Here is a 23838-nt window from a genome sequence, read left to right as displayed (position 1 = left end):
TCTGAGTCGCGCGCTGCCCGGGAAATTCAGAACGCCAATAAAACAAGGGGTGGCATTGGTTTTGACGAATGACCGCCACCCTGCGCCACCCCGCCACCCCTACCGATCTGATTTCGCTGCCTGACGACGACCGCCCACACCGGGCGGCGAACAGGAGGCAGAGATGATTCAATCACAGACAGAACCGGATATGACCGCCTCAGCCCTGCTGTCGGGCTGGATCAGCCGCAAGGACCTGGCTGATGCGCTGGGCGTGACGGTCGACACCCTGGGGCGATGGGAGGCGCGGCGCTTAGGGCCGCCCTGCGTCCGAGCGGGTCGCATGGTGCTCTATCGGCGCGCGGCCGTGCAGGACTGGCTGGCCGCGCAAGAGATGCCGAGGGCCAAAGCGGCCAGAGGTCGGAGATGACCGCCGCCAGATCCGACCAGTGGCGTCGTGACCGGCTCGCGGAGGCCCGCGGCGTCCTTGCCGATGTAGCCCATCATCCGGATACGCTGATCATCCTCGCCGCCCGCGTCGTCTCGCAACACACAGACGAAGCCGACGAATGCGCCGAAGCAATCGACCTGCTGCGTCTGCTGGATCGACTGCACAGGCATCTCGCCACCGCCGCAGCATCTGGACCGACTGGCGGTGCCGCATGAACCGCCGCAGCACCCCTGAGGCGGACACCCAGCGTGCCATCGTGCAGGCCCTGCGGTTCGCGCTCCCCCGCGACGCCCTCGTGCATCACTGCGCCAACGAGGTCACGGAGGCCGGGCCGCGCGGCAAGATCCGCCAGTCGATCCTCGTCGGTATGGGCGTCCATTCCGGCTTTGCCGACCTGATCGTGCTCTCGGGCGGTCGCGTGCTGTTCCTCGAGGTCAAAAGCCCCACCGGCCGTCTGCGCAAATCGCAGGAGGTCTTTCGCGACACCGTCTGCGCGCAAGGGTTCAGCTGGGCGTTGGTGCGCTCCGTCGACGAGGCGCTGGGCGCATTGGCCGATCACGGCTTTGCCAGCCGTGCCCGCCCGGCGCGGAGGGCGGCATCATGAGCCACAAGGCAACCGTCTGGGCCATCCAGCAACGCGGGTTGAAGCCTGCGACCAAGATCGTCCTCTGGTTCCTCTGCGACCGGCACAATCCGGACTTCGGCTGTTTCCCGACGCAGGTACGACTGGCCGACGACGCAGAGATGTCAGTTTCTGCGCTGAACGAACATCTCAGGAAACTCGAGGACCTGCGCCTGATCCACCGGGTGCGCAGCTTTGATCCGCGTACCCACAAGCGCAAAGCGACACGTTACATCCTGGGGTTCGAGGACGGATTTCGACCAGAGCCAACTCCGGAAACTGGAGACGGCTTTGTCGGAAAGGAGGAAGACGAGGACGCCGACCCAACTCCTGATTCCGGACACGGAGCCATCTCCGGATTTACGGCAAAGCCATCTCCGGATTTTGCCCAAAACCATCTCCGGAATCCGGAGATTAACCTTGTAAGAGAACCCTTAAGTAAACCTGTAAAGGAGGAGGAGGAGGACGCGCAGGCGCGCGAGATCGATTTTGATCGGTTCTTCACAGAACTGCTGGGCGCGCTGGGCTTTGCTGCCAACGCGACCCTCCCGGCTTGGTGGCAGGGCGAGCCCGCTCGGCTGAACGTTCGCCGCTGGCTCGACGACCTCGGATTGTCTGAGGATCGGATCATCGAGGTCGCGACCGAGACCCGGCGCGACCATCCGAACCCGCCCGATGGTCCGAAGGCGCTGGATCGCTTCATGGAACGCGCAGCAAAGCGCTATGCGCAGGAGGCTGCCGCAAATGGCAGTGCCCTGAAAGCCAAGCAGCGCCGAAAGGCGCAAGGCAAGCCGACAGCCAGCCCGGATGAGTTGGCGGCGTTCTACGCGGCCAAGGTCAACTCCGAGGAATACCTGCCTCCCAGCATGATCAGCACCGCCATCTGCGAAGCGATGCTGGCCCGCAAGCTGGTGACGACCGACAGGTTGCGTCAGCGGGGGATCCTGTGAATGGCTTGGTGTCACGTCCCTGGCACGGATTGTCCCTCTGCGCGGGCGGTGGAGGCTTGGATATGGGCCTCATGCTGGCCGAGCCCGGCTTCCACACCCGCGCTTTTGTCGAATGGGAGGACTGGCCCCGAACTGTGCTCATCGCCGCCCAGCGCGCAGGGTATTTCGCGCCCGCGCCGATCTGGGACGATCTACGCAGCTTTGACGCTCGGCCCTTCCACGGTGCCTTCGACATCGTCCTCTCCGGATATCCCTGCCAGCCCTTCAGCGCAGCCGGAAAGCGCGGCGGTGCCGACGATCCCCGCCACCTCTGGCCAGAAGTTGCCCGCATCATCCGAGAATGCGCTCCCGAGTGGGTTTTCCTCGAAAACGTCCCCGGGCACGTCACCCTCGGGCTTGAGACCGTGCTGCGAGAGCTTTGGGACATGGGCTACACGCCTGCGGCGGGTCTGTTCAGCGCGGCAGAAGTCGGCGCGCCGCACCAGCGGCTGCGCATCTTCATCCTGGCCCACACCGATGAGCCTGCATCCCGGCACGGACAGCTACAACCCGGCGGGCAACAGCGACTTCACCCGCAAGGCCGAGGCACTGGCGCTGGGCATCACGAACTGGTCGACCCCCAAGGCGACAGATGGCGCGAAGGGCGGGCCGGGGCAGAGCTATGGCTCGGGCGGGATGCCGCCCCTGCCAGCGCAGGCGGCGAAATGGCAAACGCCGGTGGCGGACGATCAGATGGACCGGCAGCGCGGCAAGATCAACAGCCGGGGCGAGCCGAAGCTGTCGGCGCAAGCGATCCAGTGGCCGACACCGGCCGCGCAGAACTGGAAGGGCAGCAGCGCGGCGAGCGTGACGCGGGCGGATGGCAAGTCCCGAATGGATATCCTGCACTACCGGGCGGAACAGGGCTTCACCCGCCCGGACCCGGTGATCATGCGGCATGGGCAGCGGTCCTCGCCGCACGGCCCGATCTCGCGCCCGCTGTGGGCCTATCTGATTGCCTCACATGGGCGGGTCGTCTCGCGGCGCATCCTGAAAGCCCGGGCACGGCGGCGGCTGAACCCGCTCTTCGTCGGATGGCTGATGGGTTGGCCCATAGGTCACGCGCTCTGCGCCTGCTCGGCAACGGAGTTCACCCACTGGCAGCAGCATATGCGTGGCGCACTCTCGCAGCTGCCCACGGCCTCGGGCCCATGGATCTGGCGACCTACGGACGATCCAGAGGGCCCAGCGCAGATGAACCTCTTTGAAGGATTGCTGCCATGAGCATGCAGGGACGGATCGGTCGCACAGGCGGCGGACGGGAGAAACGCGCGCTGGTCGTGCAGGCAGCGCTGGAATGGGCGTTCCGGGTAGAAAAGGCGCAGCTGGAACTGCCCCCACCGAAGGATGTGGTCGAGGAAGGCTTCGGTTTTGGTCTGGAATATGTCCTGATGCAGCGTGGTGCGCTAGGCTGCAAGGTCGACGGCGGCCAGCACAAAATGGGCAGCTACACCCACGCGGACGCCGAGGTGATTGCCGCCACTGTCGCGGGCATGCCCGACAGCCTCGGCGGCATTCGCATGGCGATCCGCGTGGCCGAACTTGCCCGCGCAGGGCTGACCCCAGACTGGATGCCCGGCGTCGTGCCGCGCTGTGTGCCCGTGGAGTCCAAGCGCAATCAGCACGGCGAGCGGTCGACAACGGTGGTGGTTGGCACTGAACGGGTGCTGACCCGGGGCAAATGGCGAACTGTCGACGTTCTGGCCTGCCCGGTGACCTGGCGGCCACACCCGGAACAGATCGCGTCTGCCCGGCGCGGCTATGACGAGTGGCGGCAGGCGCTGGATTGGGTGCGCGACGGGTTGGTGGCAGGACGAATGTTGCGGGAGGTCGAGGTGACGGCGGCGATGCCGAAGATGAAGCCGTGGCGGCGATGAAGATTGAGGAACACAAATGTTCCAATGGCAGCAAAAATACACCGTGAGGAACAACGAGACCAAAAACGACTTGAGAATAGATTGGGCTGAGGGTAAAGTTGCATAAAAATATTATTATTTAATTTCAAACAGTTAGGCGGAATACTTTGAGGACAGGGAAAGCCGAACCGGTTGCTGGCAATCAATCAGGGCCAGATGGGCTCAATCACCTGACTGCCGTGGATCTCTTTAGCGGCGCAGGCGGGTTGACGCTTGGTCTAAGACAAGCGGGTTTCAAGGTGCTTGCTGGCGTAGAATTAGAGAAAACTCCTGCGGCGACATATCGAATGAATCATCCTGATGTTTTTTGTTTTAACAAAGACATACGTGAACTTGGCGCTGTCGAGCTTCTAAAGCGTATCGGATTAAAGCGAGGTGAGCTCGACCTATTGGCTGGATGCCCTCCATGTCAGGGTTTCTCAACGCTGAGAACACGAAAAAAATCTAAAGCGGTTGCAGATGACCGCAACGATCTTCTATTTGAGTTTCTGAGAATTGTTGAGGCGATTTCACCTCGATCAATCATGATGGAGAATGTGCCAGCTCTAGCACAAGACAACCGGATGAAGACGTTCTTGAAGAGAATTTCTATCCTAGGTTATAAAGTGGGGCGCAAGAACGTAAGGGTCGAGGATGCTTCAGAATACGGTGTACCTCAGCGCCGTTACCGGATGATTTTACTTGCGTCCAAGACTGGCCAAGTCAAGCAAGCCGAAAAATCAGAAACCATTACTGTCCGAAAATGCCTCGAAGCTGTTCGTCTTGCACCAGTTGGTGAGGCGGGTGACCCGCTGCATGACCATATTCCAAACAGGGCTGCTCATGTGGCGGAGATTATTCGCAATATACCTAAGGACGGCGGGTCGAGAACATCGCTACCTGAACATTTGGTACTTGAATGTCATAAAGACAAAAAGTCTGGTTTTCGTGATGTTTATGGACGCATGTCTTGGGACAGAGTTTCGCCTACGATGACTGGTGGCTGCGGCAATCCATCGAAAGGGCGATATCTTCACCCAGAGGAAGACCGTGCAATAAGCCTGCGTGAAGCCGCACTGTTCCAAACGTTCCCTGCCGACTATCGGTTTGACCTCACTGAAGGTCGCGGAAAGGTTGCTCTTATGATCGGTAACGCGTTACCCCCAGAATTCATTAGGCGTCACGCAATTGAAATATCAAAGTCACTGACCAACGCAGAATGATTTCCGCTCAGCTTCTGCAGTAAGGAATCAGGATCTCTTTTCCCTGAAAGGTTCAAACTCATCAAAGCCAATCCTGGACATCTGTTGACTGACGTCCTGCGAAATTCTTAGCGCTCTTTTATACTTTAAGTTTGCTAGCCAGCGATATTCGTTCTTCTCGCTGCAAAGAACGTGGAAAATGTTCTTTGATACGTCAAAATTTACCGTAACGCCGCCGTCTGCGGGATCAATGTCCCCAAAATTTATCGTCAAAGATTTTGTGTAACAATTTGGTGGCACTGCAAGACCGATATAATTGGGCTCGCCCTTCGAGTTAAGATGAGGGACCACAACATGTGGGGAGCTTTTTGAAATATCTAGTGGCACAAAGAAAAACAGTCCATCGCCACGGGCTGCATCACAGGAAGCTTGCAAACATAGTAGGTATCCACTTTTCTCTGAATGGAGAACTGAACCAAGTCCAAGCTTTGGCAGTACGCTACGACTTACTTTGCTTAACTCGCTTGAATTCGAACTGCTTAAGAATGAAAAACGCATCATTGATTGACTGGCATCATCCCTGGATTCGGAAAAAACAGTTGAAAAGTCGCTTTTAAAACTTGGGTGAGGAGGCTTCGCGTTGCTATTATTTTCTTTTCGTTCCTTTGCAGAAGTTAAGATGTCGGCCGGCCACTTATCCTCTTTGCTCTCAATGATGGTCAAAATGTCATCCAAAGAAAAATGAAACTGTTTTTCAGCTCCCTCTTTTATGTAGCGCAGTATCAAGCTATCGGTTCCAGCCGCTTCAAGCCGTCGCTTAATGGCATTAATTGTTGTGTACTGCTCAGCAATTTGAGACTTGTTAACTTCAGACTTCATAGCGCTCATGACGATTGAAACTGCATAATCCATAGAATCGGAAGAATTTTCTAAGAGAGCCCGATGGTGGAAGAACGGGCCATCAAGATCAGACGAGAACTTGCTCAGTACATGGTGCGTTGAGTCCCGCATAGCTGAAATCGTTGCAAGAGCGACGTTTGATAGTAGACCGTTTGAGAGATCCGCAAACGATTTCAACAATTGCTTTGGAAGCTGTTTTTCAGAGACGGCACTCGCCAATTTTTTATTGCCCAACGATTTTTCAAGCCACACCAAACGTAGGCCAGTCGAATTAACGAGCACTTTACCGTCCTTGATAACCGTGTCTGAAATGTCTTTTGCGGCGTTGATCCTCTCAGCAATTTTTTCCAGGATGCCATTCTGATCCTTGTTGCCCGTGTAGATCGCAATCAATCTCAGGCGTCCTCCAATGGCCTCATCTCCACAAAGAATTTCCTGAATAATCTCGGATGCTAGTTCCCCATCATCACCGTGATTCATGTGCCAGTCTAAGGATACAATATCAGCTCTCAAGGAGGCCTTAGCGACACTTTTTGCTACACTACCTTCATCACCACTCGGATTAACAACCGAGCAGACAAGCCCCAAGTCTAGGGCGCTCTTTATCAACCCTTTTGCGTCTAGCGGATGTGAGCGTTGTGCTTCAGTCTTCTGATCAACCTTCTTGGCGGCTGCAGCATCGCGCCTACCAGGCGTCTTAACCTCAAGGGCCGGTCCTGGTTCGGCGGGGTCATCTACAGGTTCGTCGTCCACTACGATCATTGTATACGCGAAGGAGCTGGCGGCTTTGTATTGGTCGTCTGCAAAATTCATCTGATCAAATCTTTTATTGAGACATCTTTGAAATACGGAAACAGGCACCAGAATTGGGCGTTGGTGGATCTATGTTCAGTTCGTACCCAAGTCGACCAAGCGCCTGCCTTGAAATATGCAGCCCCATACCTCTACCGCCCGGCTTGCGAGTAAAGTTAAGTTCAAAAATGTTCCTGACATCAATGCTACTCACCCCACGACCGTTGTCCCTGACACAAAGGTCTCCATTATCTTCAATTAGTTCAATGATGCCTACGTCTTTTCTGGCGCTAGACGCCCAATAGATCGCATTATCAATCAAGTTGACGAACACAGGATAAAAGTCTGCGTGAAACCCATGAAGAGTATGGGCCTTAAACCCCTCGTCCGCCACCAGCTGCACGTTGTGACGTTTGAGCCGCTTTTCAAACAAGTCAGACACAAATCGAAATATGTCACTGCCTTTGATGTCGACGGCGGTCGACTGTAGCTTTCGGTCGAGCGGGTTGAACAAGGCCAAGTAGCTGTCCAGATGATCAAAATTGACGCGCATATCATCGTAGAGGCGCTTCATGTCAGGATTGGCTTGCGCCCAGGACTTCATGCGTCTGAGGCCATCGCGTAAGCTGCCAGCGGTCTTGCCAAACTCATGATTGATCGTATTAAGTGCCATCCCAATTTGGGCTAGCTCGAAATCAACCTCTTGTCGTTCGCGAAGAGCGACGACTTCCTCTTCCAGCGCTTCAGTGACTTCAACCATATCTGAGCCGTTGGATTGGGTCGATGAGAGAACGGCTTCGAGCTGACTGTAGATTTTCCGCAGTTTTTCGCCTTCTTCTTCGAAAGCGTCAGCTACTAAGGTTTCGAAAGCCTCACGCTGTTTTGAGAAATCGAACTCTGCTTGCTTTTTACCTTTGACGGACTCCAGTTCAGCAAGGACTTCATCAACGACTTTCGATACGGTTCGGAAGCTGCTTTTTGTTGTTTCTCTTACTGTGCGTGTCAGGTCGGTGAGGGTCTCTTCCGTCTGTGTCCGCAGGGATTTCATGGATGAAAGGGTCTCTTTCGTGTGCTTTTGGACAGCTGCATTCAGCCGCAGTCCCGGCTCAAGGTTCAGTTTGTTGTTTTTTACGGTTGTTGTAACAATGCTCTCGATCGTCTTCTCGGCAGGCAACACCAGATCGCTTGTTATCCGGCCAATTTCTGTTTGGTAGGCCTCCCAGTTGTTTCGTAATTCAGTGTTGAGACCAACACCTCGTGGTTTTGAAATAGCATGCTCCTTGCGAAGCTGATCCAAACGCAATTTTGCTTCAGCCTCCAGGCGACCAATCGCAAGCGCCTTAAGTTGTGGCGTCTTTTTGCTTTCGAGTTCGGAAAGCACGTTCGCTTCAAACTCTGACACGGTATTGGATATGGTTGTTGGCAGTTGCCCTGAGTCTACGACCTTAAAAAATGCCTCTAGCTGTTCGCCAAACTTGTCTTTCTTGCCCTTTGACTGCTTCTCTCGCTTCTTTCGGACTTCATCGAGATGTTGAAGTTCATAGCGTTTCTCAGTCCATTCCTCAGAGTATTTGCCTTTTTCCCGAAAGAAGTCCGCCGCCGATTGTATGAAGAAGTTGATCAGCATACTTCTAAACTGTCGATAGGCCTTGTCGTCTCGAAAACCTTCCCTTCCAGCTTTTTCGACTAAGTTAGGGTTGTCCCGGGAGGTTAGTTCGACTGCCCCCATAATGTTCCTAAAAGAGTAGTATGCCGTTGCTGCTCTTAAGGTTCGTCTGCGTTCGACATCTAGGAAATCAAAGTCAGGCCCGCCGTATGGTTGAACGCGCACACCATCTTTGTAGATGTAAACACCGCCAAAGCGAGCAAGTTTATGTTTGATTTTAGCGTGCTCATTCGGTTCAACCAACGAGTCAATTGACGTTGGCTGTATTACAGCCATCGAAAATTCGAATGGACCACAACTAGTCGGTTTGCCGTCAGAGTTTTGCCAGTTGAGTACATATTCCGTTGGGAGCATTTGGTACACGCCGACCTTCCCTCGAAATTGACCATACTCATCGAAGCGTCCTCGGAAATGATGATCCACGTGCCTGAACTCGTCAGGACTGAAGAAGGCTTTTTCGCCAACTCTCTCTAGAGGTTCTCCTTCGTCTACATGATCCCTAAATCTGGTTATGATCTTCGGCTTCCGAAAGTCCGGTGTCATAGTATTTGTGAAACCAATGAGGTTTTTTTCGAACCTTGTAGCCTTGGTTGATTCATCCCGATCATCAATATCTTCTTGGATGATTTCATCAGCAGGCAGAATATAGAAATGTGTTCCAGAGCCGTCCAAGTCGAAGGAAGGATGGCCTAGGTACGTCGCTGCATCGCGAGGATCAACTGTAAAAGCGTTCATGTCCTCGAAGATCGTTTCAGCAACCTTCTCGTCTATACGACTTGATAGGTTTTTAAGGTTATCCCGAGCATTTGCTACCATCGCTTGGACGTCATCAAAATTGGGTAGCGTATCGGCTCTGAAGGTTTCAAGCGGAATGACTATTTCGTCGAGGTCGATTCCAGGAAGCTCAAATAGCCCCCAATGGATGTATGCAGCGGTAATGCTCTCTTCAGCTTTTCCGTCGACTTTTGCGCGAGTTAGTACAAGCACCTGCCTTCCGATGACCGCGATTGCGAGGCGTCCTATGCCCTTCTCGCCAAGCAGCGGACGTATATCTTGAGCGCTATCTACTGGGGGACGTTTTAAGCCAGCAAACGATCCGACTTTGCTGTCAGTACCAAGTGTGAGCCAGCGATCTTCAAAGTCCTTTTCGGTCATCCCGAGGCCGTCGTCTCTTAAGACAAACAGCCCATCGTCCCGAAAGTAATCGACCTCAACGGTCGTGGCATAAGCATCATGAGCATTTTTGAATAGCTCACTTATTGCTGTAGAAATGTTAGCGATTTGCTGCCGACCAAGAAGATCTATGGTTCTTGCTCTGATGTGAAACTTTGCCACTAGAAGTATTGCCCGACTTTCTGATTAGTAAGAGTGCCCGCGTCTCTTTGATACCGAAGGTAACTGCTAAGCTTGCGTCTGCCAAGCTGGTAGTGTTGAACTGTCGTCCGCACAGTCGTAACAACACGGCATGCCATGTGGGCAATCCGACTAGCGAGTTTTCGCCGCAACGATTGTATGGCGGAAGTCCAGCTTGGATGCACGTTTCTGCCCCCCATGGCATGGTTCCTCCCTCGTCCGAAACGTATGCGGGGGGGCGCAGCGCGGCGTTTCGCTAGCGACAGGCAGTTTCACCGGGGAAGCCAGGCGGAATCCACCTGCTGGGTGATCTTGGAAAAAGCGACTCAATATCAAAGGCTTGCGGAATCACGATCTTGGCGCGCTGGATTCTTTGCGGAATCCAGGGAATCCACCTTGCGGAAGCCACCAAGCAGGAAGCCAGCCAGTGGAAGCCACCTGCTGCGAAGCCATTGAATCAAAGTGCATTTTTCGTTTGACAAAGCTGCCCCCCTTGACCTACCCATTGATCATCGAAGAATTGCGCCCGGAGGATACCCCTCTCGGGCGTTTCTCATTTCCCGACATCGCGGATCCTGATCGTGACGCTGGCATCGCCCAGCGCGCATCGGCTTGCCCGCCCTGCCCAACATGAAAGCCACCCGATGGACCTGGTCTTTGCGCCGAGCCAGATTGAAACCTGGCCGATCGACAGGCTGCGCCCCTATGCGCGCAATGCCAAGATCCACGGCACGGACCAGGTGGCCAAGATTGCCGCCAGCATGGCCAAGTTCGGCTGGACCGTGCCCTGCTTGGTGGCCGACGATGGCGAGCTGATTGCGGGTCATGGCCGGGTGCTGGCGGCGACCATGCTGGGGCTGACCGACGTACCGGTGATCCGGCTCGGCCATTTGGATGAAGCGGAGCGCCGGGCGTACAGGATCGCGGACAATAAACTGACCGAGTTGGGCGAATGGGACGAAGCCATGTTGCGCGACGAGATCGCGGGGCTGTTGGCCGAGGATTTCGACCTGTCGCTGTTGGGGATCGCCGACGAGGATCTGGACGCCCTGCTGCGCGATCCGGATCAGGTGGATGGTGGTGCGGTCGAGGGCGAGGATGACATTCCAGAGCCACCGGTCACGCCGGTATCAGTCGCGGGCGACCTCTGGCAGCTCGGGTCGCACCGGCTGATCTGCGGCGACAGCACCTCCGCCGATGTCGTTGGCCGCTTGCTGGGCGATGTGCGCCCGCTGCTGATGGTGACCGATCCGCCCTATGGCGTGGAATACGACCCAAGCTGGCGCAACCAGGCGGGGGCCGCCAAGACCAAGCGCACCGGCAAGGTGCTGAATGATGACCGCGCGGATTGGCGCGAGGCTTGGGCGCTGTTCCCCGGCGACGTGGCCTATGTCTGGCATGGCGCGCTGCATTCCTCGACCGTGGCCGAAAGCCTGCTGGCTGCGGGTTTCAACGTTCGGTCGCAGATCATCTGGGCCAAGGACCGGCTGGTGCTCAGCCGTGGCGATTACCACTGGCAGCATGAACCGTGCTGGTATGCCGTGAAGAAGACCGGCAAGGGTCATTGGGCAGGGGATCGCAAGCAAACCACGCTGTGGCACATCTCTGGCAAGGACCAGGACGCGACCACCGTGCACGGCACCCAGAAGCCGGTCGAATGCATGCGCCGCCCGATCCTGAACAATTCCAGCCCGGGTCAGGCGGTGTTTGAACCCTTCATGGGATCTGGCACCACGCTGATCGCGGCAGAAACCACGGGCCGGGTGTGCTTCGGGATCGAGTTGAACCCGGCTTACGTCGATGTGGCCATCGAGCGCTGGCAGTCCTTCACCAGTGCAAATGCCGTTCTGGCCGACACCGGAGAAACCTTCGCCGAGCTGAAGGCCAAGAGGCTGACGGCATGAACGCGCCCCTCCTGCCGGGCCGGATCGAGCATTGGCCCCTCGCGCGGCTGAAACCCTATGCCCGCAACGCCAAGACCCACGACGCCGATCAGGTCGCAAAGATCGCCGCCAGCATGGCCGAATTCGGCTGGACCGTGCCGGTGCTGGTTGCGGCCGACGGCGAGTTGATCGCAGGCCATGGCCGTGTGCTTGCCGCCGCCCACCTCGGTCTGTCCGAGGCGCCGGTCATCGTGCTGGGCCATCTGACCGAGGCGCAGCGCCGGGCCTACCGGATCGCCGACAACAAGTTGACGGAGCTGGGCGGCTGGGACGAGGCAATGCTGCTGCAGGAGTTGCAGGCGCTGTTGGCCGAGGATTTCGACCTCGGACTGATCGGGATACCCGAGGATGAACTGAATGCCCTGCTGGCGGATGCCGACGACCGCCCCACGATTTCTGACGAGGCGGCCGACGCCATTCCCGAGCCGCCCACTGAACCGATCACCAAGCCGGGCGACATCTGGGCGCTGGGCAAGCACCGACTGCTCTGCGGTGATGCCACCGATCCGGCCGCCGTCGCCAAGTTGATGCAGAATGAGGCGGCAACTCTGATGTTCACCTCGCCACCCTATGCCCAGCAGCGCGACTATGGCGCGGCCAAGGAAAAGGTCGGCGATTGGGATGCGCTGATGCAGGGCGTCTTCACCGCAGCACCGGTCACCGCCGAAGCGCAACTGCTGGTCAACCTCGGCCTCGTGCATCGCGACAGCGAGTGGCAGCCTTATTGGGAAGGATGGGTGGAATGGATGCGCACATCTGGCTGGCGGCGGTTTGGCTGGTATGTCTGGGATCAGGGCCCCGGCCTGCCGGGCGACTGGAACGGTCGCCTGGCCCCGTCGCACGAGTTCATTTTCCACTTCAACCGCGCACCCCGCAAACCGAACAAGACCGTCCCGTCCAAGCACGCGGGCGAGGTCCTCGGCGGCGGTGGGCTGCGCGGGGCCGACGGCACCGTCCATGCCAAGACCGGCACCGGCAACGCAATCCAGAGCCACCGCATCCCCGATAGCGTGTTCAGGATCATGCGCCATAAGGGCGGGCTGGGTGCTGCCGGATCGCACCCGGCCGTGTTCCCGGTTGCACTAGTCGAGGCAGTGCTGACGGCGTTTTCGGATCCCGGCGACCTGATCTATGAGCCGTTCTGCGGTTCCGGCACCCAACTGGTCGGCGCAGAACGCGCTGGACGGCGCTGTTTCGCGATGGAGCTGGACCCGGTCTATTGCGACGTCGCTGTGCGCCGGTGGGAGATGGCGACGGGGAGGGTGGCAACGGTCGTCCCAAAGTGACTCTGCCGAAGAAGGCCGCCGATGTCTGCTGTGCGGACCAAGCGGCCTTTACCTCGCGCAACCTGAGTTACAAAACCGGACAAACAAACAGAAGATCGGGCGTTACGGCCTCTGGCGCTGTTAGGCGTTGATGAAGAAGTATCGAAATATCCCATACACATAGAGAGCCGAGAAGATTACATTGATGTGTTTCAGCTGAGGCTCTGTCCGGAGCCAGCCGCAGAAAACCCAGATCAAGCAAAATGGTAAGCCAAACATCATAGCCGCCAATTGCCAATCCTGAACGATGGAAACCGTGCTAAACAGGCCCAGCAATAGGGCTGCCCACTTAAGCGGCTGCTCATATGCAGCCAACTTCAAAAGTGTCATAATTAAAACTTTCGGATAAGCAGCGCCGTTGACCCAGCGTTCTGCTATATTGTCTCATAGCAAATGAATGACATCACGACAACACAGACACATCGAGCTCATCGCGACCTCAGCCGATCCGATACACCGATCCCCTGCCGTCGACCTTCGTCGCAGTGATCGCCAACCCCAGTTTCTTCTTCAGCACCCCGGAAATCACGCCCCTCGCCGTGTGCGACATCCAGTCGGTCGCTGCGACGATTTCGGCGATGGTGGCACCCTTATCGGTCTGCAGCATCTCGATCAACATCGCCTGCTTGGTTCCGGGGCGCAGGGTCGGCGGCTTCGGTGGCGTTGCCTTTGCGGCATTTTCGCGGATGGTGACCAAGGTCTTGACGACCACCGGTTCGATTCCGATGGCCAGCAGCCCGGCGTCGGTCACCACCAGCGTGGTGCCATGGCCATCGCCGGTCTCATACCAGAGGGGTTCGCCGCGCCGCAGATTGGCGTCGACCTCCTGCAGCCAGCCGCGTTCCATCATCTTGGTGACGACCATCTTCGCCGCTGCACCGTGCAACCCCTTCGGCAGCGGCAGGGCAATGTTCTCGGGGCGCTGGGCCCCGGCGCTGAGGATAATGGTCTGGGTTTCGGTGAGTTTCGTCATGGCAGGTTCCTCCTATTGGTCGTGGGTGGCAAGGAAAGCAGTGATGCGGGACATGAGGTCATTGTGGCCATCGGCATCGGTCCCGATGATCACATCACCATCGTCGTCGCGTTCCAGATCGGCGATTTCGCGCAGCAAGGCGATGGCATCGTCGCAGGCCACGAGACGTTCGGCCTCCCACGCGGCGGTGATCGCGTCCTGTTCGATATGGTGGCGCTGGGCGGGATCAAGCGGCATGTTCGCCCTCCTTGAAGGCGCTGTCGGTGATCTGGCGCAGCAGGCTTGCGTAAAGGTTCAGCGTGCCGACGTCGCCCCAGTTGATTTCGTCGGGGTGGGTCTCAAAATGGTCGTCGCTCAGGGCCTTCAGCCGTTCCAGCATCGCGTCGATCTGGAACTTGGTGGTCATGAAAGCGTCGAGGGCTTTGGAATTGTCGGTGGCGCGGCGGGTGGTCATGGCGGGGGTTCCTTCGCTGAGTTGCATCGTTTTCGTGTAATCACCATCGCTCTGGCGGGGCGGCAAGTGTAGGTAAATCCAAGCAATACCAGTGCTTTCTGATTACACTCCGGGCGCATCGGCCTTCGGTTCGACCGCCACCCACTGGCATCCGATCCACATGTAAAGGTGGGCAAACTCCCGCGTCGGGCGCGGTAGGATGCGCGGATCGCTGGGCGGGTTGAAGCAGTCCAGCGTGTCGACCGTGACCTGCCGGATTTCGCGGGCGTTGAGGATGTCCTCGGGCTTCCAGCCTGCCAGCGCGGGAAGCATGTGAGCGGGATAGCCGTCAAAGTGCACATAGACATGGGCCCATTCCTCGGGGCCAATCTGGATGGCGATCTGCGCGCGGGTGCTCATTGCTGTCTCCGTGTTGGGGGTTTCGCGCTGGCTCAGATCAGCCCGTGCTGTTTCAGGACTGGCACGACATCGGCCAGTTCGATTGTCAGGCAGTCGATCCCGACCCGGCCTGCCATCTCGAAGACCTCGGAATTCAGGTTGAGGTCGTTGAGGTGACCCTGCAGCGCGGCCACGCTCATGGCCTGAATGAAGCGGCTGCGGTCGATGAAAATGCGTGTCAAGTCAGTGGTGGTGGCGATGGCCATGATCTGGTCCTTTCAGGATTTGGTTGTGGTGGTTTCAGCGGCGTGACGTCCGGCCTCGAAAGCCTCCTCGAGCGCGGCGCGGATCGCCCAGACGGCGACATCGTGGAAGTCGAGCCGGTCCCAGTTGCGGGTTTCAAGCGTCTCGATGCGGAACTGGCGCTGGGCAATCTCGAGGATCAGGGCATCGCGGGTGGCGTTGGGATCGGCGGGCTTGCGGCGTGCCATGGTCACTCCTCCCAGCGGTGTTCAGGGTGGGTCGTCCGCGCGCGGGCTTCCTCGCGCATCATCTCCTGGGCGCGTGCCATCTCGACCATCCCGTCGGCCTGGCTCATCCGCCCCGACATCACCTCGTCCATCACCCAGTTCACCCGCTCTTGCGCAGGGCTGGTGTGGTCCCGCCACCCCTCGCTCATCGAGCTGTGCCCCATCTTTTCCTGTGCGCGCATGGCTGTCTCCGATCCTTGTGTGCGGGGTGCGATGCACCCGCTTCGTGCCACCATGAATCGCTCTATCCGGGAGTGTAATCAACTGAATTAGATCATTATTTCTGTTTAGTTCCAATATCTTGAGGTCAATCGCAGCGCCATGGAAGGTATGTCCGAACGCGAGTATTCCGCCCATTCCGGCCTGTCGCGCGGAGCGATCCAGAAGGCGCGCAAGGCGGGGCGGCTGGTGGTTTACAGCGACGGGTCGATCAATGCGGCGGCGTCCGACGTGCGCCGGGCCGACATGACCGATCCGGACCAGCAGCGCCGCAGCACCGGTGGCGGCGATAGCAGTTTCAGCGGCCCCGCCGACAGCTCGTCGTACCTGAAGGCCCGCACCGCGCTGACGGTCTACCAGGCGCAGGACAAGCAGCTTGGCATCCAGAAGAAGAAGGGCGCGCTGGTTGATCGCGCCCGGGCCGAAGCGCTGGTGTTCCGTCTTGCGCGGCAGGAACGCGACACATGGGTCACCTGGCCTGCCCGCGTGTCAGCACTGATGGCGGCGGAAGTGGCTCTGGGAGTGGAAAAGCAAACCGGAACACCGGTGATCATCGAGGCCGCGATCCTGCAGAGGGTGTTGGAAGCCCATGTCAGACAGCACCTCGAAGCCCTCGCCGATCTCCGGGTCTCGCTTGGATGATGACAAAGATGATCTGACCAGCGGGGATCTGACGGACGATCTCGACCTTGGCTTTGATGGGGCCGAAGACATCTTGCGCAGCTGGCGCAAGGGCATGCGCCCCGACCCGGACCTGACAGTGTCGGAATGGGCGGATGCACACCGCTGGCTATCGTCTCGTGCTGCGGCCGAACCGGGGCGATATCGCACCGCCCGCGCGCCCTACCTGCGCGAAATCATGGATGCCCTGTCGCCGCGGCACCCGGCCCAGCGTGTGACCTTCATGAAGGCGGCACAGGTCGGGGCGACCGAGGCTGGCAACAACTGGATCGGCTTTGTCATTCACCACGCGCCCGGCCCGATGCTGGCGGTACTACCATCGCTGGACCTGGCCAAGCGCACGTCACGCGGGCGGCTGGACCCTCTGATCGCGGACTCCCCTGCGCTGCGTGAGAGGGTCAATCCGGCCCGGTCGCGCGATGCTGGCAATTCAATGCTGTCGAAGGAGTTCCCGGGCGGCATCCTCGTGCTGACCGGTGCCAATTCGGCGGCTGGCCTGCGGTCCATGCCCGCGCGGTATATCTTTCTTGACGAGGTGGACGCTTATCCGGCCTCGGCTGACGAAGAAGGCGACCCGGTCTCACTGGCCGAGGCGCGGACCACCACCTTCTCGCACCGGCGCAAGGTGTTCATGGTCTCGACCCCGACGATCCGGGGTTTGTCGCGGATCGAGCGCGAGTTCGATGCCTCGGACCAGCGCCGCTACTTCGTCCCGTGCCCCCACTGCGGAGCAATGCAATGGCTGCAATTCGAACGCCTGCGCTGGGACAAGGGGCGGCCTGACACCGCCGCCTATCATTGCGAGGGCTGCGAAAAATCCATCGCCGAGCATCACAAGACGCAGATGCTGGCGCGCGGCGAGTGGCGCGCAACCGCCGTTTCCGCCGATCCGCATTCCATCGGCTTCCACATCTCGGCGCTCTATTCGCCCTTGGGCTGGAAAAGCTGGCAACAGGTCGCGCGGGAATGGCTGGCAGCCCAAGGCTCGGAGGCGATGCTGCGCGTCGCGCAAAACACGCTTCTGGGCGAGACGTGGGTGGAGTCGGGCGAAGCCCCTGAGTGGCAGCGGCTTGCCGAACGTCGCGAAAGCTACGCGGGCGTGCAGATCCCCGTCGGCGGTCTGTTCCTGACGGCTGGCGTGGACGTGCAGAAAGACCGGATCGAGGTCGACGTCTGGGCATGGGGTCGCGGCCTCGATTCCTGGCTGGTCGATCACATCGTCATTGCGGGCGGCCCGGACGATCCGGCCTGCTGGGACAAGCTGACCGCGCTCTTTGGTCGAACATGGGCTTGCGCCAATGGCGCGGTCATGGTCATCGGCAAACTAGCCATCGACACCGGCTATGAAGCCCCGGCAGTTTACGCATGGGCGCGGAAACAGGGCTTTGATCAGGTCTGCCCGATCAAGGGCCTGGAGGGCTTCAACCGCGCCACGCCGGTGTCAGGGCCGACCTTTGTCGATGCCACCATCGGCGGCAAACGTCTGCGCCGGGGCGCGCGGCTGTGGTCTGTGGCCACGGCCACCTTCAAGACCGAAACCTACCGCTTCCTGCGGCTGGAACGCCTGTCCGATGAGGACCGCGCGCTGGGCGTGCTGGATGCCCCGGGCACGGTCCACTTGCCCGACTGGATCGATACCGAATGGCTCAAGCAGCTGGTGGCTGAACAGCTGGTCACCGTGCGCAACAAGCGCGGCTATGCCCACCAAGAATGGCAAAAGATGCGCGAGCGCAACGAGGCGCTCGACACACGGGTCTATGCCCGGGCTGCAGCTTGGATCATGGGTGCAGATCGCTGGGACGAGGCGACATGGCGGCGGCTGGAAGCGCAGGCCGGAGTGGAAACCCGACCAGCAGCGCAGGTTGCGACCCCAACAGAACCCGCCACGCCCGCCGCGCCCAAGGCCGGAACACCGACAACGCCACGGCGCAAACGCCGGGCCTACACACCGAACTTCATGAGGGATTGAGATGGATCTGGAACGGATGCGCGCGCTGTTGGCCGCGTTGCAGGAGGCCCGCTATGCGGGCGTCCGGTCGGTCAGCTATGACGGCAAGTCGATCAACTATGGCTCTGACGCCGAACTGGCGAACGCCATCAGCGATCTCGAAACCCGGATTGCCACGGCCACAACCGGTGCGCCACGTCGTCGCCGCTGGGGCACCGTGGCCTCGAAGGGCCTGTGATCCATGGCGTTCGAGGCCTTTCGCCAGCGCATCGGCTCGATCATCGGGGGTTTCGATGCCGCGCAGGCCCATCGCCGCCTGCGTGGGTTTCGCGCCAGCCGCGCCCATGTGAACACGCTGATCGCGGCATCGGGCGATACGATCACCGCCCGCGCCCGCTGGCTGGTGCGCAACAATGGCTATGCGGCGAATGCGGTGGAGAGTTTCGCCAGCAATGTCGTGGGCGATGGCATCAAGCCGTCCAGTTCCATCGCCGATGCCGCCAAGAAAGAAGAGTTGCAGGCGCTATGGCTCGCCTGGACCGACGATGCCGATGCCGAAGGGCTGACCGATTTCTATGGGCTGCAGCGCCGCGCCGCGCGCGAGGTGTTCCTGTCGGGCGAGGTATTCATCCGCATCCGGCCCCGGCGCTTGGAGGATGGCCTGACCGTCCCGCTCCAGTTGCAGATGCTGCCCGCAGAAATGCTGCCGCTCGACATGAACCGCACCCTGCCCGGCGCCGGACTGATCCGTCAGGGCATCGAGTTCGACGGCATCGGCCGCCGTGTCGCATACCACTTCTTGCGCCGCCATCCGGGTGATCTGACCGATCCCGGCCTCGCGGGCGAAAGCGTCCGTGTCCCGGCTGGTGACGTCATCCACGTCCTCGACCCGGTCGAGGCGGGGCAATTACGCGGGGTCTCACGCTTCGCCGCCGCCATCGTGAAGCTGTTCACACTCGACCTCTACGACGACGCCGAGCTGGAGCGGAAGAAGATCGCGGCGATGTTCGCGATGTTCATCACCTCCCCCGCCCCCGAAACCCCGCTGGAACCGACCGAGGAGGATCTCGAAGTCGAACCCGGCCAGGTGGTGCGGCTGGATCCCGGCGAGGATGTTTCCACCCCGGCCACGCCTGACTCCGGCGGCACCTATGAGCCGTTCCAGTATCGGACCCTGCTGCAAATCGCGGCGGCGCTGGGCGTACCCTATGGCTATCTGACCGGCGACACGGCCAAGGGCAACTTCTCGAACACGCGGATCAGCCTCATCGAATTCCGCCGCCGCATCTCGGCCTGGCAGCACGGCGTGTTGGTCTATCAGCTCTGCCGCGCGGTCTGGGTGCGCTGGATGGACACGGCCGTGCTGTCAGGCGCGCTGGAACTGCCGGGCTATGACAGCCAGCGGCGGCAATATCAGGCCTGCGCCTGGTTGCCGACCAAATGGGACTGGATCGACCCGATGAAGGACGCCTCGGCCGAGATCCTGCAGATCGAGGCAGGGCTGAAATCCCGCACCCAAGCCTTGGCCGAGCGCGGCTACGACGCCGAGCAGGTGGACCGGGAAATTGCCGCCGAGCGGAAACGCGAACGGGATATGGGCCTCGACTTCCGGAGGCCGGGATCCCCGGCACAAGGGCCGGGCGAAGACACGGCGAAAGATGCGGATCAGGACAGCGCCAAAGACGACGAGGCCGACGACACCGGCGACGAGAAACCTGACCCTAAGGAGGGCGCATGATGCACCACGCCCAGATCGCCCAGCGCGCTTTCAACACACCGCTGATGGTCGACCCGGCCAAGGCGCTGGCCTTCCTGTCGGGGTTGGGTCCGCGCATCACCGGGCAGGAAATCACCTTCCAGGGGCTGGAGGGGGAAGCCGCTGACCAGACTGCCCCCAGCCTGCCCGTCCGTGCTTCGCTGTTCGGGAACGATCTGGCCCAGCGCCACCAGCGGAACGGTAGCCAGCCCTTCGCTATGATCGACGGCATCGCCGTCATCGAAATCGCGGGCACACTTGTGCACCGTGGGTCGTGGATTGGGCAATCTTCCGGCCTGACCTCCTACGAGGGGATCGCCGCTCAGCTGCTGGCAGCGCTGGCCGATCCCGGCGTGCGGGGCATCGCACTCGACATCGACAGCTTCGGTGGCGAGGTCGCTGGCGCCTTCGATCTGGCCGACCGCATTCGGGCGGCGCGCGCACAGAAGCCGGTGCACGCCTTCGTGGCCGAACACGCGCTGTCCGCTGGCTACGTCCTGGCCTCTCAGGCCGACCGCATCATCCTGCCCCGCACCGGCGCTGTCGGCAGCATCGGCGTCGTTGCGCTGCACACGGATATGAGCGGGGCACTGGATCAAAAGGGCATCGCCGTCACGCTGATCCATGCCGGGGTCCACAAGATCGACGCCAATCCATATCAGCCCCTGCCCGAAGCCGTGCACGACCAGATGCAACGCGAGCTGGAGGTGGTGCGCTTCCTCTTTGCAGAGACCGTCGCCGCAGGGCGCGGGGATCGTCTCAGCCATGCAGCTGCACTTGCCACCGAAGCGGCCGTGTTTCGCGGCGCTGATGCCATCGCAGCGGGCCTCGCCGACGAATTGGCCGATCCCGTCACTGCCTTCCACGCTTTCTCCGCCGCGCCCCGCGGCACTACTCCCCCCAGCAGAAAGGGTCCACAGATGACCAACACGCCCACCGATACCCCGAACCCGGCACCGACAGCCGTCACCAATCCCACACAGACAACAACAGCGGCCGCACCAACGATGCCCGTGCTGTCGGTTGCAGTGGCACCCGACACAGCGGCAATGAACGCCGACGCTGTTCGTGCAGAAGCAGCCGAAGTCGCGCAGGTCTGTGCGCAGGCCGCCCGCCTCGGGGTCCAAATCGACGCGGCTGACGCGGTCTCGCGTGGCTTGAAGCCCGAAGCCCTGCGCGCCCGCGTCCTGGCCGATTTGGCCGCCCGCAGCGATGCCGCTGGCATCATCGCCACCGCCCCGGCTGCGGCGGCTGCAAAAGACAGCCCGATCATCGCAGCTGCCAAAAAGGCTGCAACCGACGCCAAACGCTGATCCAGCGCCCACTTCCCTCACCCAAAAAATGGAGACTGACCAATGCCCGTCCTGACGGAACAGCCCAGCATGGGCGATGTCCTCAAATATGAGGTCAACCCGAACTACACCCGCGAAGTCATCACCCTGTTGATCGGCATGCCGTATCCGGTCGGCTCGGTCCTTGGGCGCATCACAGCCAGCGGCAAATACAAGCTGGCCACCAGCGGTGGCGCAGACGGTGCGCAGACCGCTACCGCTGTGCTCCTTTATGCCGTCGATGCCACGCTCGCCGACGCCAGCGGTATTGCCGTCGCCCGTGGCCCCAGCATCGTATCGCGCGCAGGCCTCGCCTACGACAGCACCGTCGATGATGGCGCCAAGATCACCACCAAGCTCGGCCAGCTGGCTGCCGTCGGCATCATCGCCCGCGACGGCGTCTGACGCCCACCGGCGCGGCGCATCCACATCCATCCCTCTTTCCCCCGGAGCACCCCATGACCCTTGTCCGCAATCCGTTTGACGCTGGCGGCTATTCGCTGGCCGAGATGACGCAGGCCATCAACATCCTGCCAAACCTCTACACCCGCCTTGGCCAGATCGGCCTTTTCCGCTTCGAGGGCGTCAGCCAGCGCTCGGTGATCATCGAGCAATACGAGGGCGTGCTGAACTTGCTGCCCTCCGTCCCGCTGGGCGGCCCCGCCACCGTCGGCACGCGGGAAGGCCGTTCGATGCGGTCCTTCGCGCTGCCGTGGATCCCGCATGATGATGTGATCTTGCCCGGCGACATTCAGGGCCAACCCGCGCTGGGCGTCTTCGACGGGGCCGACCCGCTGGTCGAGGTAATGAACCGCAAGCTGCAGCTGATGCGCCGCAAGCACGCCCAGACCCGCGAATACATGGAGATGAACGCCCTGCGTGGCATCGTCAAAGACGGCGCAGGCATCACGCTCTACAACTACTTCACCGAGTTTGGTCTGGCGCAAATCTCGGTCGACTTTGTCCTCGGCACCGCTGGCACCAATGTCCAAGGCAAGGTCCGCGAAGTCCTGCGCGCCATGGAAGACAACCTGCTGGGCGAAAGCATGAGTGATGTGCATGCCCTCGTCAGCCGGGAATTCTTCGACAAGCTGATCGCACATCCCAAGACGGAAGAGGCCTACAAGTTCTATGCCGCCACGGGCGCGCAGCCCCTGCGCCAGGATGTGCGGCGCAACTTCCCCTTCGCGGGCATCGTGTTCGAAGAATACAGCGGGACGGTGACACTTTCCACCAAAGCCACCGAACGGCTGGTGCCCGCCAGCGAGGGTATCGCCTTCCCCCTTGGGACAATGGACACCTTCACCACCTATGGCGGCCCGGCCAACCTGCTGGAGGCGGCCAACACGATGGGTCTGCCGCTCTACGCGCGTCAGCATCTGGACGAAAAGGGCCGCTGGATCGATCTCATGACCGAGGCCTCGATCCTGCCGGTGAACAAGCGGCCGCGCATCGCGATCCGCATTCATACCTCGAACTGACGGGTCCGCCATGAACGTCTTTGTTGCCGCCATGGACCGCATCTATGCCAACCCGTCCATGGCGGTGGCCGCATTGTGGATCTCGGCCACCACGTCAGAGGAAATGCCAATCCGTGTCATACGTCGCGCCCCGGACCGCATCACCGAATTCGGGGCTGGGCGCTTCGTCAGCGATACCATGATGGTGGACGTGCGCGTCGCAGACCTGCCCGATCCCCGCCCCGGCGATCTGATCGTGATCGGGGCCGACAGCTTTACGATCCAGGGAGAACCCATGCGGGATCGTGATCGTCTGATCTGGTCCTTGGACCTGCGGCCAACATGAGGCTCAGGATCGAGATCAACCCCGACATCGCCGCCTTGATGCAGGCGGAAATCGCTGCCGGTGAAAAGGCGGTGTCCGCCGCCATGCGCGAGGCGGGAACCTCTCTGAAATCCGCCTGGCGCGGCCAGATCACCGGCGCTGGGCTGGGTACCCGCCTTGGCAACTCCATCCGCCTCGCAAGTTTCCCCAAATCCGGCGACAGCCTGAACGCGGCGGCGCTGGTCTGGTCGAACGCGCCGGTGATCATCGGCGCGCATGACACCGGGCCACTGATCCGGTCCAAGAATGGGTTCTGGCTTGCGATCCCCACACCCGCCGCCGGGAAAAGCACCAAGGGCGGCCGGATCACCCCCGGTGAATGGGAACGCCGCACTGGGTTGCGCCTGCGGTTCATCTATCGCCGGAGGGGGCCCAGCCTGCTGGTGGCGGAAGGGCGGCTGAACACCAAGGGCCGAGCGGTTGCTTCCAAGTCGAAAACTGGCCGAGGCGTTGTGACCGCGCCGATCTTCCTGCTGGTGCCGCAGGTGAAGCTGCCGAAGCGGCTGGATCTGGCGCATGATGCAGAACGGGCCGTCGACGGCGTGCCAGGGTTGATCGTGGAGAACTGGAAAACGACACGATAAGTCCTCCTCGCATTGGCGCGTT

The 23838-nt window shown here is 60.2% G+C and carries 27 protein-coding genes and 1 pseudogene; 19 read left to right on the top strand and 9 right to left on the bottom strand.

The window, feature by feature from the left end:
- The first annotated feature begins 163 nt into the window (after positions 1–163).
- The 8 genes and pseudogenes from H147_RS0115690 to H147_RS20635 all read left to right on the top strand — a co-directional run bounded on the left by H147_RS0115690 (position 164) and on the right by H147_RS20635 (position 5159).
- Entirely contained in the window at positions 164–409 is a 246-nt protein-coding gene (locus H147_RS0115690; RefSeq protein ID WP_026352600.1) for a helix-turn-helix transcriptional regulator, read from the top strand.
- Positions 406–645 carry a hypothetical protein gene (locus tag H147_RS0115685; RefSeq protein ID WP_019956342.1) on the top strand — a complete coding sequence of 80 codons (240 nt, stop codon included), beginning with the start codon at positions 406–408 and terminating at the stop codon, positions 643–645. The genes H147_RS0115690 and H147_RS0115685 overlap by 4 nt, the downstream gene beginning before the upstream one ends.
- A complete protein-coding gene (locus H147_RS0115680) occupies positions 642–1034 on the top strand; it encodes a VRR-NUC domain-containing protein (RefSeq protein ID WP_019956341.1) in 393 nt (130 codons plus the stop codon). The genes H147_RS0115685 and H147_RS0115680 overlap by 4 nt, the downstream gene beginning before the upstream one ends.
- On the top strand, positions 1031–2002 hold the full coding sequence (locus H147_RS0115675; RefSeq protein ID WP_019956340.1) for a helix-turn-helix domain-containing protein: 972 nt from the start codon (positions 1031–1033) through the stop codon (positions 2000–2002). The genes H147_RS0115680 and H147_RS0115675 overlap by 4 nt, the downstream gene beginning before the upstream one ends.
- 62 nt (positions 2003–2064) lie before the next feature.
- A pseudogene (locus H147_RS21600) lies at positions 2065–2466 on the top strand (DNA cytosine methyltransferase); the annotation flags it as partial.
- 52 nt (positions 2467–2518) lie between these two features.
- Positions 2519–3265: a hypothetical protein gene (locus H147_RS21415; protein WP_019956338.1), complete on the top strand. Its 747-nt coding sequence runs from the start codon at positions 2519–2521 to the stop codon at positions 3263–3265.
- Positions 3262–3918 (top strand): hypothetical protein, encoded by a 657-nt coding sequence (locus H147_RS0115660; RefSeq protein WP_019956337.1) that lies wholly within the window; start codon positions 3262–3264, stop codon positions 3916–3918. The genes H147_RS21415 and H147_RS0115660 overlap by 4 nt, the downstream gene beginning before the upstream one ends.
- Positions 3919–4064: 146 nt before the next feature.
- On the top strand, positions 4065–5159 hold the full coding sequence (locus tag H147_RS20635; protein WP_081625885.1) for a DNA cytosine methyltransferase: 1095 nt from the start codon (positions 4065–4067) through the stop codon (positions 5157–5159).
- 27 nt (positions 5160–5186) lie between these two features.
- Here the strand turns inward: H147_RS20635 and H147_RS0115650 are convergent, their stop codons facing one another.
- The gene (locus tag H147_RS0115650; RefSeq protein ID WP_019956336.1) at positions 5187–6851 is read right to left on the bottom strand and encodes a response regulator receiver domain; all 1665 of its coding nucleotides are present in this window, start codon (positions 6849–6851) and stop codon (positions 5187–5189) included.
- A 13-nt stretch (positions 6852–6864) separates the two neighbouring features.
- On the bottom strand, positions 6865–9831 hold the full coding sequence (locus tag H147_RS0115645; protein WP_019956335.1) for an ATP-binding protein: 2967 nt from the start codon (positions 9829–9831) through the stop codon (positions 6865–6867).
- Between the two features lie 662 nt (positions 9832–10493).
- Here H147_RS0115645 and H147_RS0115640 point away from each other — a divergent pair.
- Positions 10494–11753 (top strand): site-specific DNA-methyltransferase, encoded by a 1260-nt coding sequence (locus tag H147_RS0115640; RefSeq protein ID WP_026352598.1) that lies wholly within the window; start codon positions 10494–10496, stop codon positions 11751–11753.
- Positions 11750–13078, top strand: coding sequence for a site-specific DNA-methyltransferase (locus H147_RS19955; protein WP_019956333.1), 1329 nt, complete (start codon positions 11750–11752; stop codon positions 13076–13078). Before H147_RS0115640 ends, H147_RS19955 begins: the two co-directional genes overlap by 4 nt.
- 478 nt (positions 13079–13556) lie before the next feature.
- Here H147_RS19955 and H147_RS0115625 read toward each other — a convergent pair whose 3' ends face one another.
- From H147_RS0115625 to H147_RS0115595, 7 genes are all read right to left on the bottom strand, one after another.
- Entirely contained in the window at positions 13557–14090 is a 534-nt protein-coding gene (locus tag H147_RS0115625; protein WP_019956331.1) for a DUF3489 domain-containing protein, read from the bottom strand.
- A 12-nt stretch (positions 14091–14102) separates the two neighbouring features.
- On the bottom strand, positions 14103–14327 hold the full coding sequence (locus H147_RS0115620) for a hypothetical protein (RefSeq protein ID WP_019956330.1): 225 nt from the start codon (positions 14325–14327) through the stop codon (positions 14103–14105).
- Entirely contained in the window at positions 14317–14544 is a 228-nt protein-coding gene (locus H147_RS0115615) for a hypothetical protein (protein WP_026352597.1), read from the bottom strand. The genes H147_RS0115620 and H147_RS0115615 overlap by 11 nt, the downstream gene beginning before the upstream one ends.
- 102 nt (positions 14545–14646) lie before the next feature.
- Positions 14647–14943 carry a hypothetical protein gene (locus H147_RS0115610; protein ID WP_019956328.1) on the bottom strand — a complete coding sequence of 99 codons (297 nt, stop codon included), beginning with the start codon at positions 14941–14943 and terminating at the stop codon, positions 14647–14649.
- Between the two features lie 32 nt (positions 14944–14975).
- Positions 14976–15188, bottom strand: coding sequence for a hypothetical protein (locus H147_RS0115605; RefSeq protein WP_019956327.1), 213 nt, complete (start codon positions 15186–15188; stop codon positions 14976–14978).
- A 12-nt stretch (positions 15189–15200) separates the two neighbouring features.
- Entirely contained in the window at positions 15201–15413 is a 213-nt protein-coding gene (locus tag H147_RS0115600) for a DUF6900 domain-containing protein (protein WP_019956326.1), read from the bottom strand.
- A 2-nt stretch (positions 15414–15415) separates the two neighbouring features.
- Positions 15416–15688 (bottom strand): hypothetical protein, encoded by a 273-nt coding sequence (locus H147_RS0115595; RefSeq protein WP_245541169.1) that lies wholly within the window; start codon positions 15686–15688, stop codon positions 15416–15418.
- Positions 15689–15773: 85 nt separating this feature from the next.
- Between H147_RS0115595 and H147_RS0115590 the strand changes: the two genes are divergently transcribed.
- The 9 genes from H147_RS0115590 to H147_RS0115550 are packed head-to-tail and all read left to right on the top strand — an operon-like array spanning position 15774 to position 23816.
- Positions 15774–16313, top strand: coding sequence for a hypothetical protein (locus tag H147_RS0115590; RefSeq protein ID WP_019956324.1), 540 nt, complete (start codon positions 15774–15776; stop codon positions 16311–16313).
- The gene (locus H147_RS0115585; RefSeq protein ID WP_026352595.1) at positions 16261–18321 is read left to right on the top strand and encodes a phage terminase large subunit family protein; all 2061 of its coding nucleotides are present in this window, start codon (positions 16261–16263) and stop codon (positions 18319–18321) included. Before H147_RS0115590 ends, H147_RS0115585 begins: the two co-directional genes overlap by 53 nt.
- 1 nt (position 18322) lies before the next feature.
- Positions 18323–18538, top strand: a complete 216-nt coding sequence (locus H147_RS0115580) for a phage head-tail joining protein (RefSeq protein WP_019956322.1) — start codon at positions 18323–18325, stop codon at positions 18536–18538.
- A 3-nt stretch (positions 18539–18541) separates the two neighbouring features.
- Positions 18542–20038 (top strand): phage portal protein, encoded by a 1497-nt coding sequence (locus H147_RS0115575; RefSeq protein WP_019956321.1) that lies wholly within the window; start codon positions 18542–18544, stop codon positions 20036–20038.
- Entirely contained in the window at positions 20038–21369 is a 1332-nt protein-coding gene (locus tag H147_RS0115570) for a S49 family peptidase (RefSeq protein WP_043700164.1), read from the top strand. Before H147_RS0115575 ends, H147_RS0115570 begins: the two co-directional genes overlap by 1 nt.
- Positions 21370–21411: 42 nt before the next feature.
- Entirely contained in the window at positions 21412–21792 is a 381-nt protein-coding gene (locus H147_RS0115565; protein WP_019956319.1) for a head decoration protein, read from the top strand.
- A 53-nt stretch (positions 21793–21845) separates the two neighbouring features.
- The gene (locus tag H147_RS0115560; protein ID WP_019956318.1) at positions 21846–22868 is read left to right on the top strand and encodes a major capsid protein; all 1023 of its coding nucleotides are present in this window, start codon (positions 21846–21848) and stop codon (positions 22866–22868) included.
- Between the two features lie 10 nt (positions 22869–22878).
- Complete coding sequence (locus H147_RS0115555) at positions 22879–23193, top strand: head-tail joining protein (protein WP_019956317.1); 315 nt, start codon at positions 22879–22881, stop codon at positions 23191–23193.
- Entirely contained in the window at positions 23190–23816 is a 627-nt protein-coding gene (locus tag H147_RS0115550; RefSeq protein WP_019956316.1) for a DUF6441 family protein, read from the top strand. Before H147_RS0115555 ends, H147_RS0115550 begins: the two co-directional genes overlap by 4 nt.
- Positions 23817–23838 lie beyond the last annotated feature (22 nt).

It is taken from the genome of Yoonia vestfoldensis DSM 16212 (genome assembly GCF_000382265.1).
Taxonomy (GTDB): Bacteria; Pseudomonadota; Alphaproteobacteria; order Rhodobacterales; family Rhodobacteraceae; genus Yoonia; species Yoonia vestfoldensis.
This window is presented reverse-complemented; position numbering and strand designations above follow the sequence as displayed.

What these genes read in the sequence shown, in the direction of transcription:
- H147_RS0115690 (WP_026352600.1), top strand. Translation starts at nt 164, where the DNA reads ATGATTCAATCACAGACAGAACCGGATATGACCGCCTCAGCCCTGCTG.
- H147_RS0115685 (WP_019956342.1), top strand. Translation starts at nt 406, where the DNA reads ATGACCGCCGCCAGATCCGACCAGTGGCGTCGTGACCGGCTCGCGGAG.
- H147_RS0115680 (WP_019956341.1), top strand. Translation starts at nt 642, where the DNA reads ATGAACCGCCGCAGCACCCCTGAGGCGGACACCCAGCGTGCCATCGTG.
- H147_RS0115675 (WP_019956340.1), top strand. Translation starts at nt 1,031, where the DNA reads ATGAGCCACAAGGCAACCGTCTGGGCCATCCAGCAACGCGGGTTGAAG.
- H147_RS21415 (WP_019956338.1), top strand. Translation starts at nt 2,519, where the DNA reads ATGAGCCTGCATCCCGGCACGGACAGCTACAACCCGGCGGGCAACAGC.
- H147_RS0115660 (WP_019956337.1), top strand. Translation starts at nt 3,262, where the DNA reads ATGAGCATGCAGGGACGGATCGGTCGCACAGGCGGCGGACGGGAGAAA.
- H147_RS0115650 (WP_019956336.1), bottom strand. Translation starts at nt 6,851, where the DNA reads ATGAATTTTGCAGACGACCAATACAAAGCCGCCAGCTCCTTCGCGTAT.
- H147_RS0115640 (WP_026352598.1), top strand. Translation starts at nt 10,494, where the DNA reads ATGGACCTGGTCTTTGCGCCGAGCCAGATTGAAACCTGGCCGATCGAC.
- H147_RS19955 (WP_019956333.1), top strand. Translation starts at nt 11,750, where the DNA reads ATGAACGCGCCCCTCCTGCCGGGCCGGATCGAGCATTGGCCCCTCGCG.
- H147_RS0115625 (WP_019956331.1), bottom strand. Translation starts at nt 14,090, where the DNA reads ATGACGAAACTCACCGAAACCCAGACCATTATCCTCAGCGCCGGGGCC.
- H147_RS0115620 (WP_019956330.1), bottom strand. Translation starts at nt 14,327, where the DNA reads ATGCCGCTTGATCCCGCCCAGCGCCACCATATCGAACAGGACGCGATC.
- H147_RS0115615 (WP_026352597.1), bottom strand. Translation starts at nt 14,544, where the DNA reads ATGACCACCCGCCGCGCCACCGACAATTCCAAAGCCCTCGACGCTTTC.
- H147_RS0115610 (WP_019956328.1), bottom strand. Translation starts at nt 14,943, where the DNA reads ATGAGCACCCGCGCGCAGATCGCCATCCAGATTGGCCCCGAGGAATGG.
- H147_RS0115605 (WP_019956327.1), bottom strand. Translation starts at nt 15,188, where the DNA reads ATGGCCATCGCCACCACCACTGACTTGACACGCATTTTCATCGACCGC.
- H147_RS0115600 (WP_019956326.1), bottom strand. Translation starts at nt 15,413, where the DNA reads ATGGCACGCCGCAAGCCCGCCGATCCCAACGCCACCCGCGATGCCCTG.
- H147_RS0115595 (WP_245541169.1), bottom strand. Translation starts at nt 15,688, where the DNA reads ATGGTGGCACGAAGCGGGTGCATCGCACCCCGCACACAAGGATCGGAG.
- H147_RS0115590 (WP_019956324.1), top strand. Translation starts at nt 15,774, where the DNA reads ATGGAAGGTATGTCCGAACGCGAGTATTCCGCCCATTCCGGCCTGTCG.
- H147_RS0115585 (WP_026352595.1), top strand. Translation starts at nt 16,261, where the DNA reads ATGTCAGACAGCACCTCGAAGCCCTCGCCGATCTCCGGGTCTCGCTTG.
- H147_RS0115580 (WP_019956322.1), top strand. Translation starts at nt 18,323, where the DNA reads ATGGATCTGGAACGGATGCGCGCGCTGTTGGCCGCGTTGCAGGAGGCC.
- H147_RS0115575 (WP_019956321.1), top strand. Translation starts at nt 18,542, where the DNA reads ATGGCGTTCGAGGCCTTTCGCCAGCGCATCGGCTCGATCATCGGGGGT.
- H147_RS0115570 (WP_043700164.1), top strand. Translation starts at nt 20,038, where the DNA reads ATGCACCACGCCCAGATCGCCCAGCGCGCTTTCAACACACCGCTGATG.
- H147_RS0115565 (WP_019956319.1), top strand. Translation starts at nt 21,412, where the DNA reads ATGCCCGTCCTGACGGAACAGCCCAGCATGGGCGATGTCCTCAAATAT.
- H147_RS0115560 (WP_019956318.1), top strand. Translation starts at nt 21,846, where the DNA reads ATGACCCTTGTCCGCAATCCGTTTGACGCTGGCGGCTATTCGCTGGCC.
- H147_RS0115555 (WP_019956317.1), top strand. Translation starts at nt 22,879, where the DNA reads ATGAACGTCTTTGTTGCCGCCATGGACCGCATCTATGCCAACCCGTCC.
- H147_RS0115550 (WP_019956316.1), top strand. Translation starts at nt 23,190, where the DNA reads ATGAGGCTCAGGATCGAGATCAACCCCGACATCGCCGCCTTGATGCAG.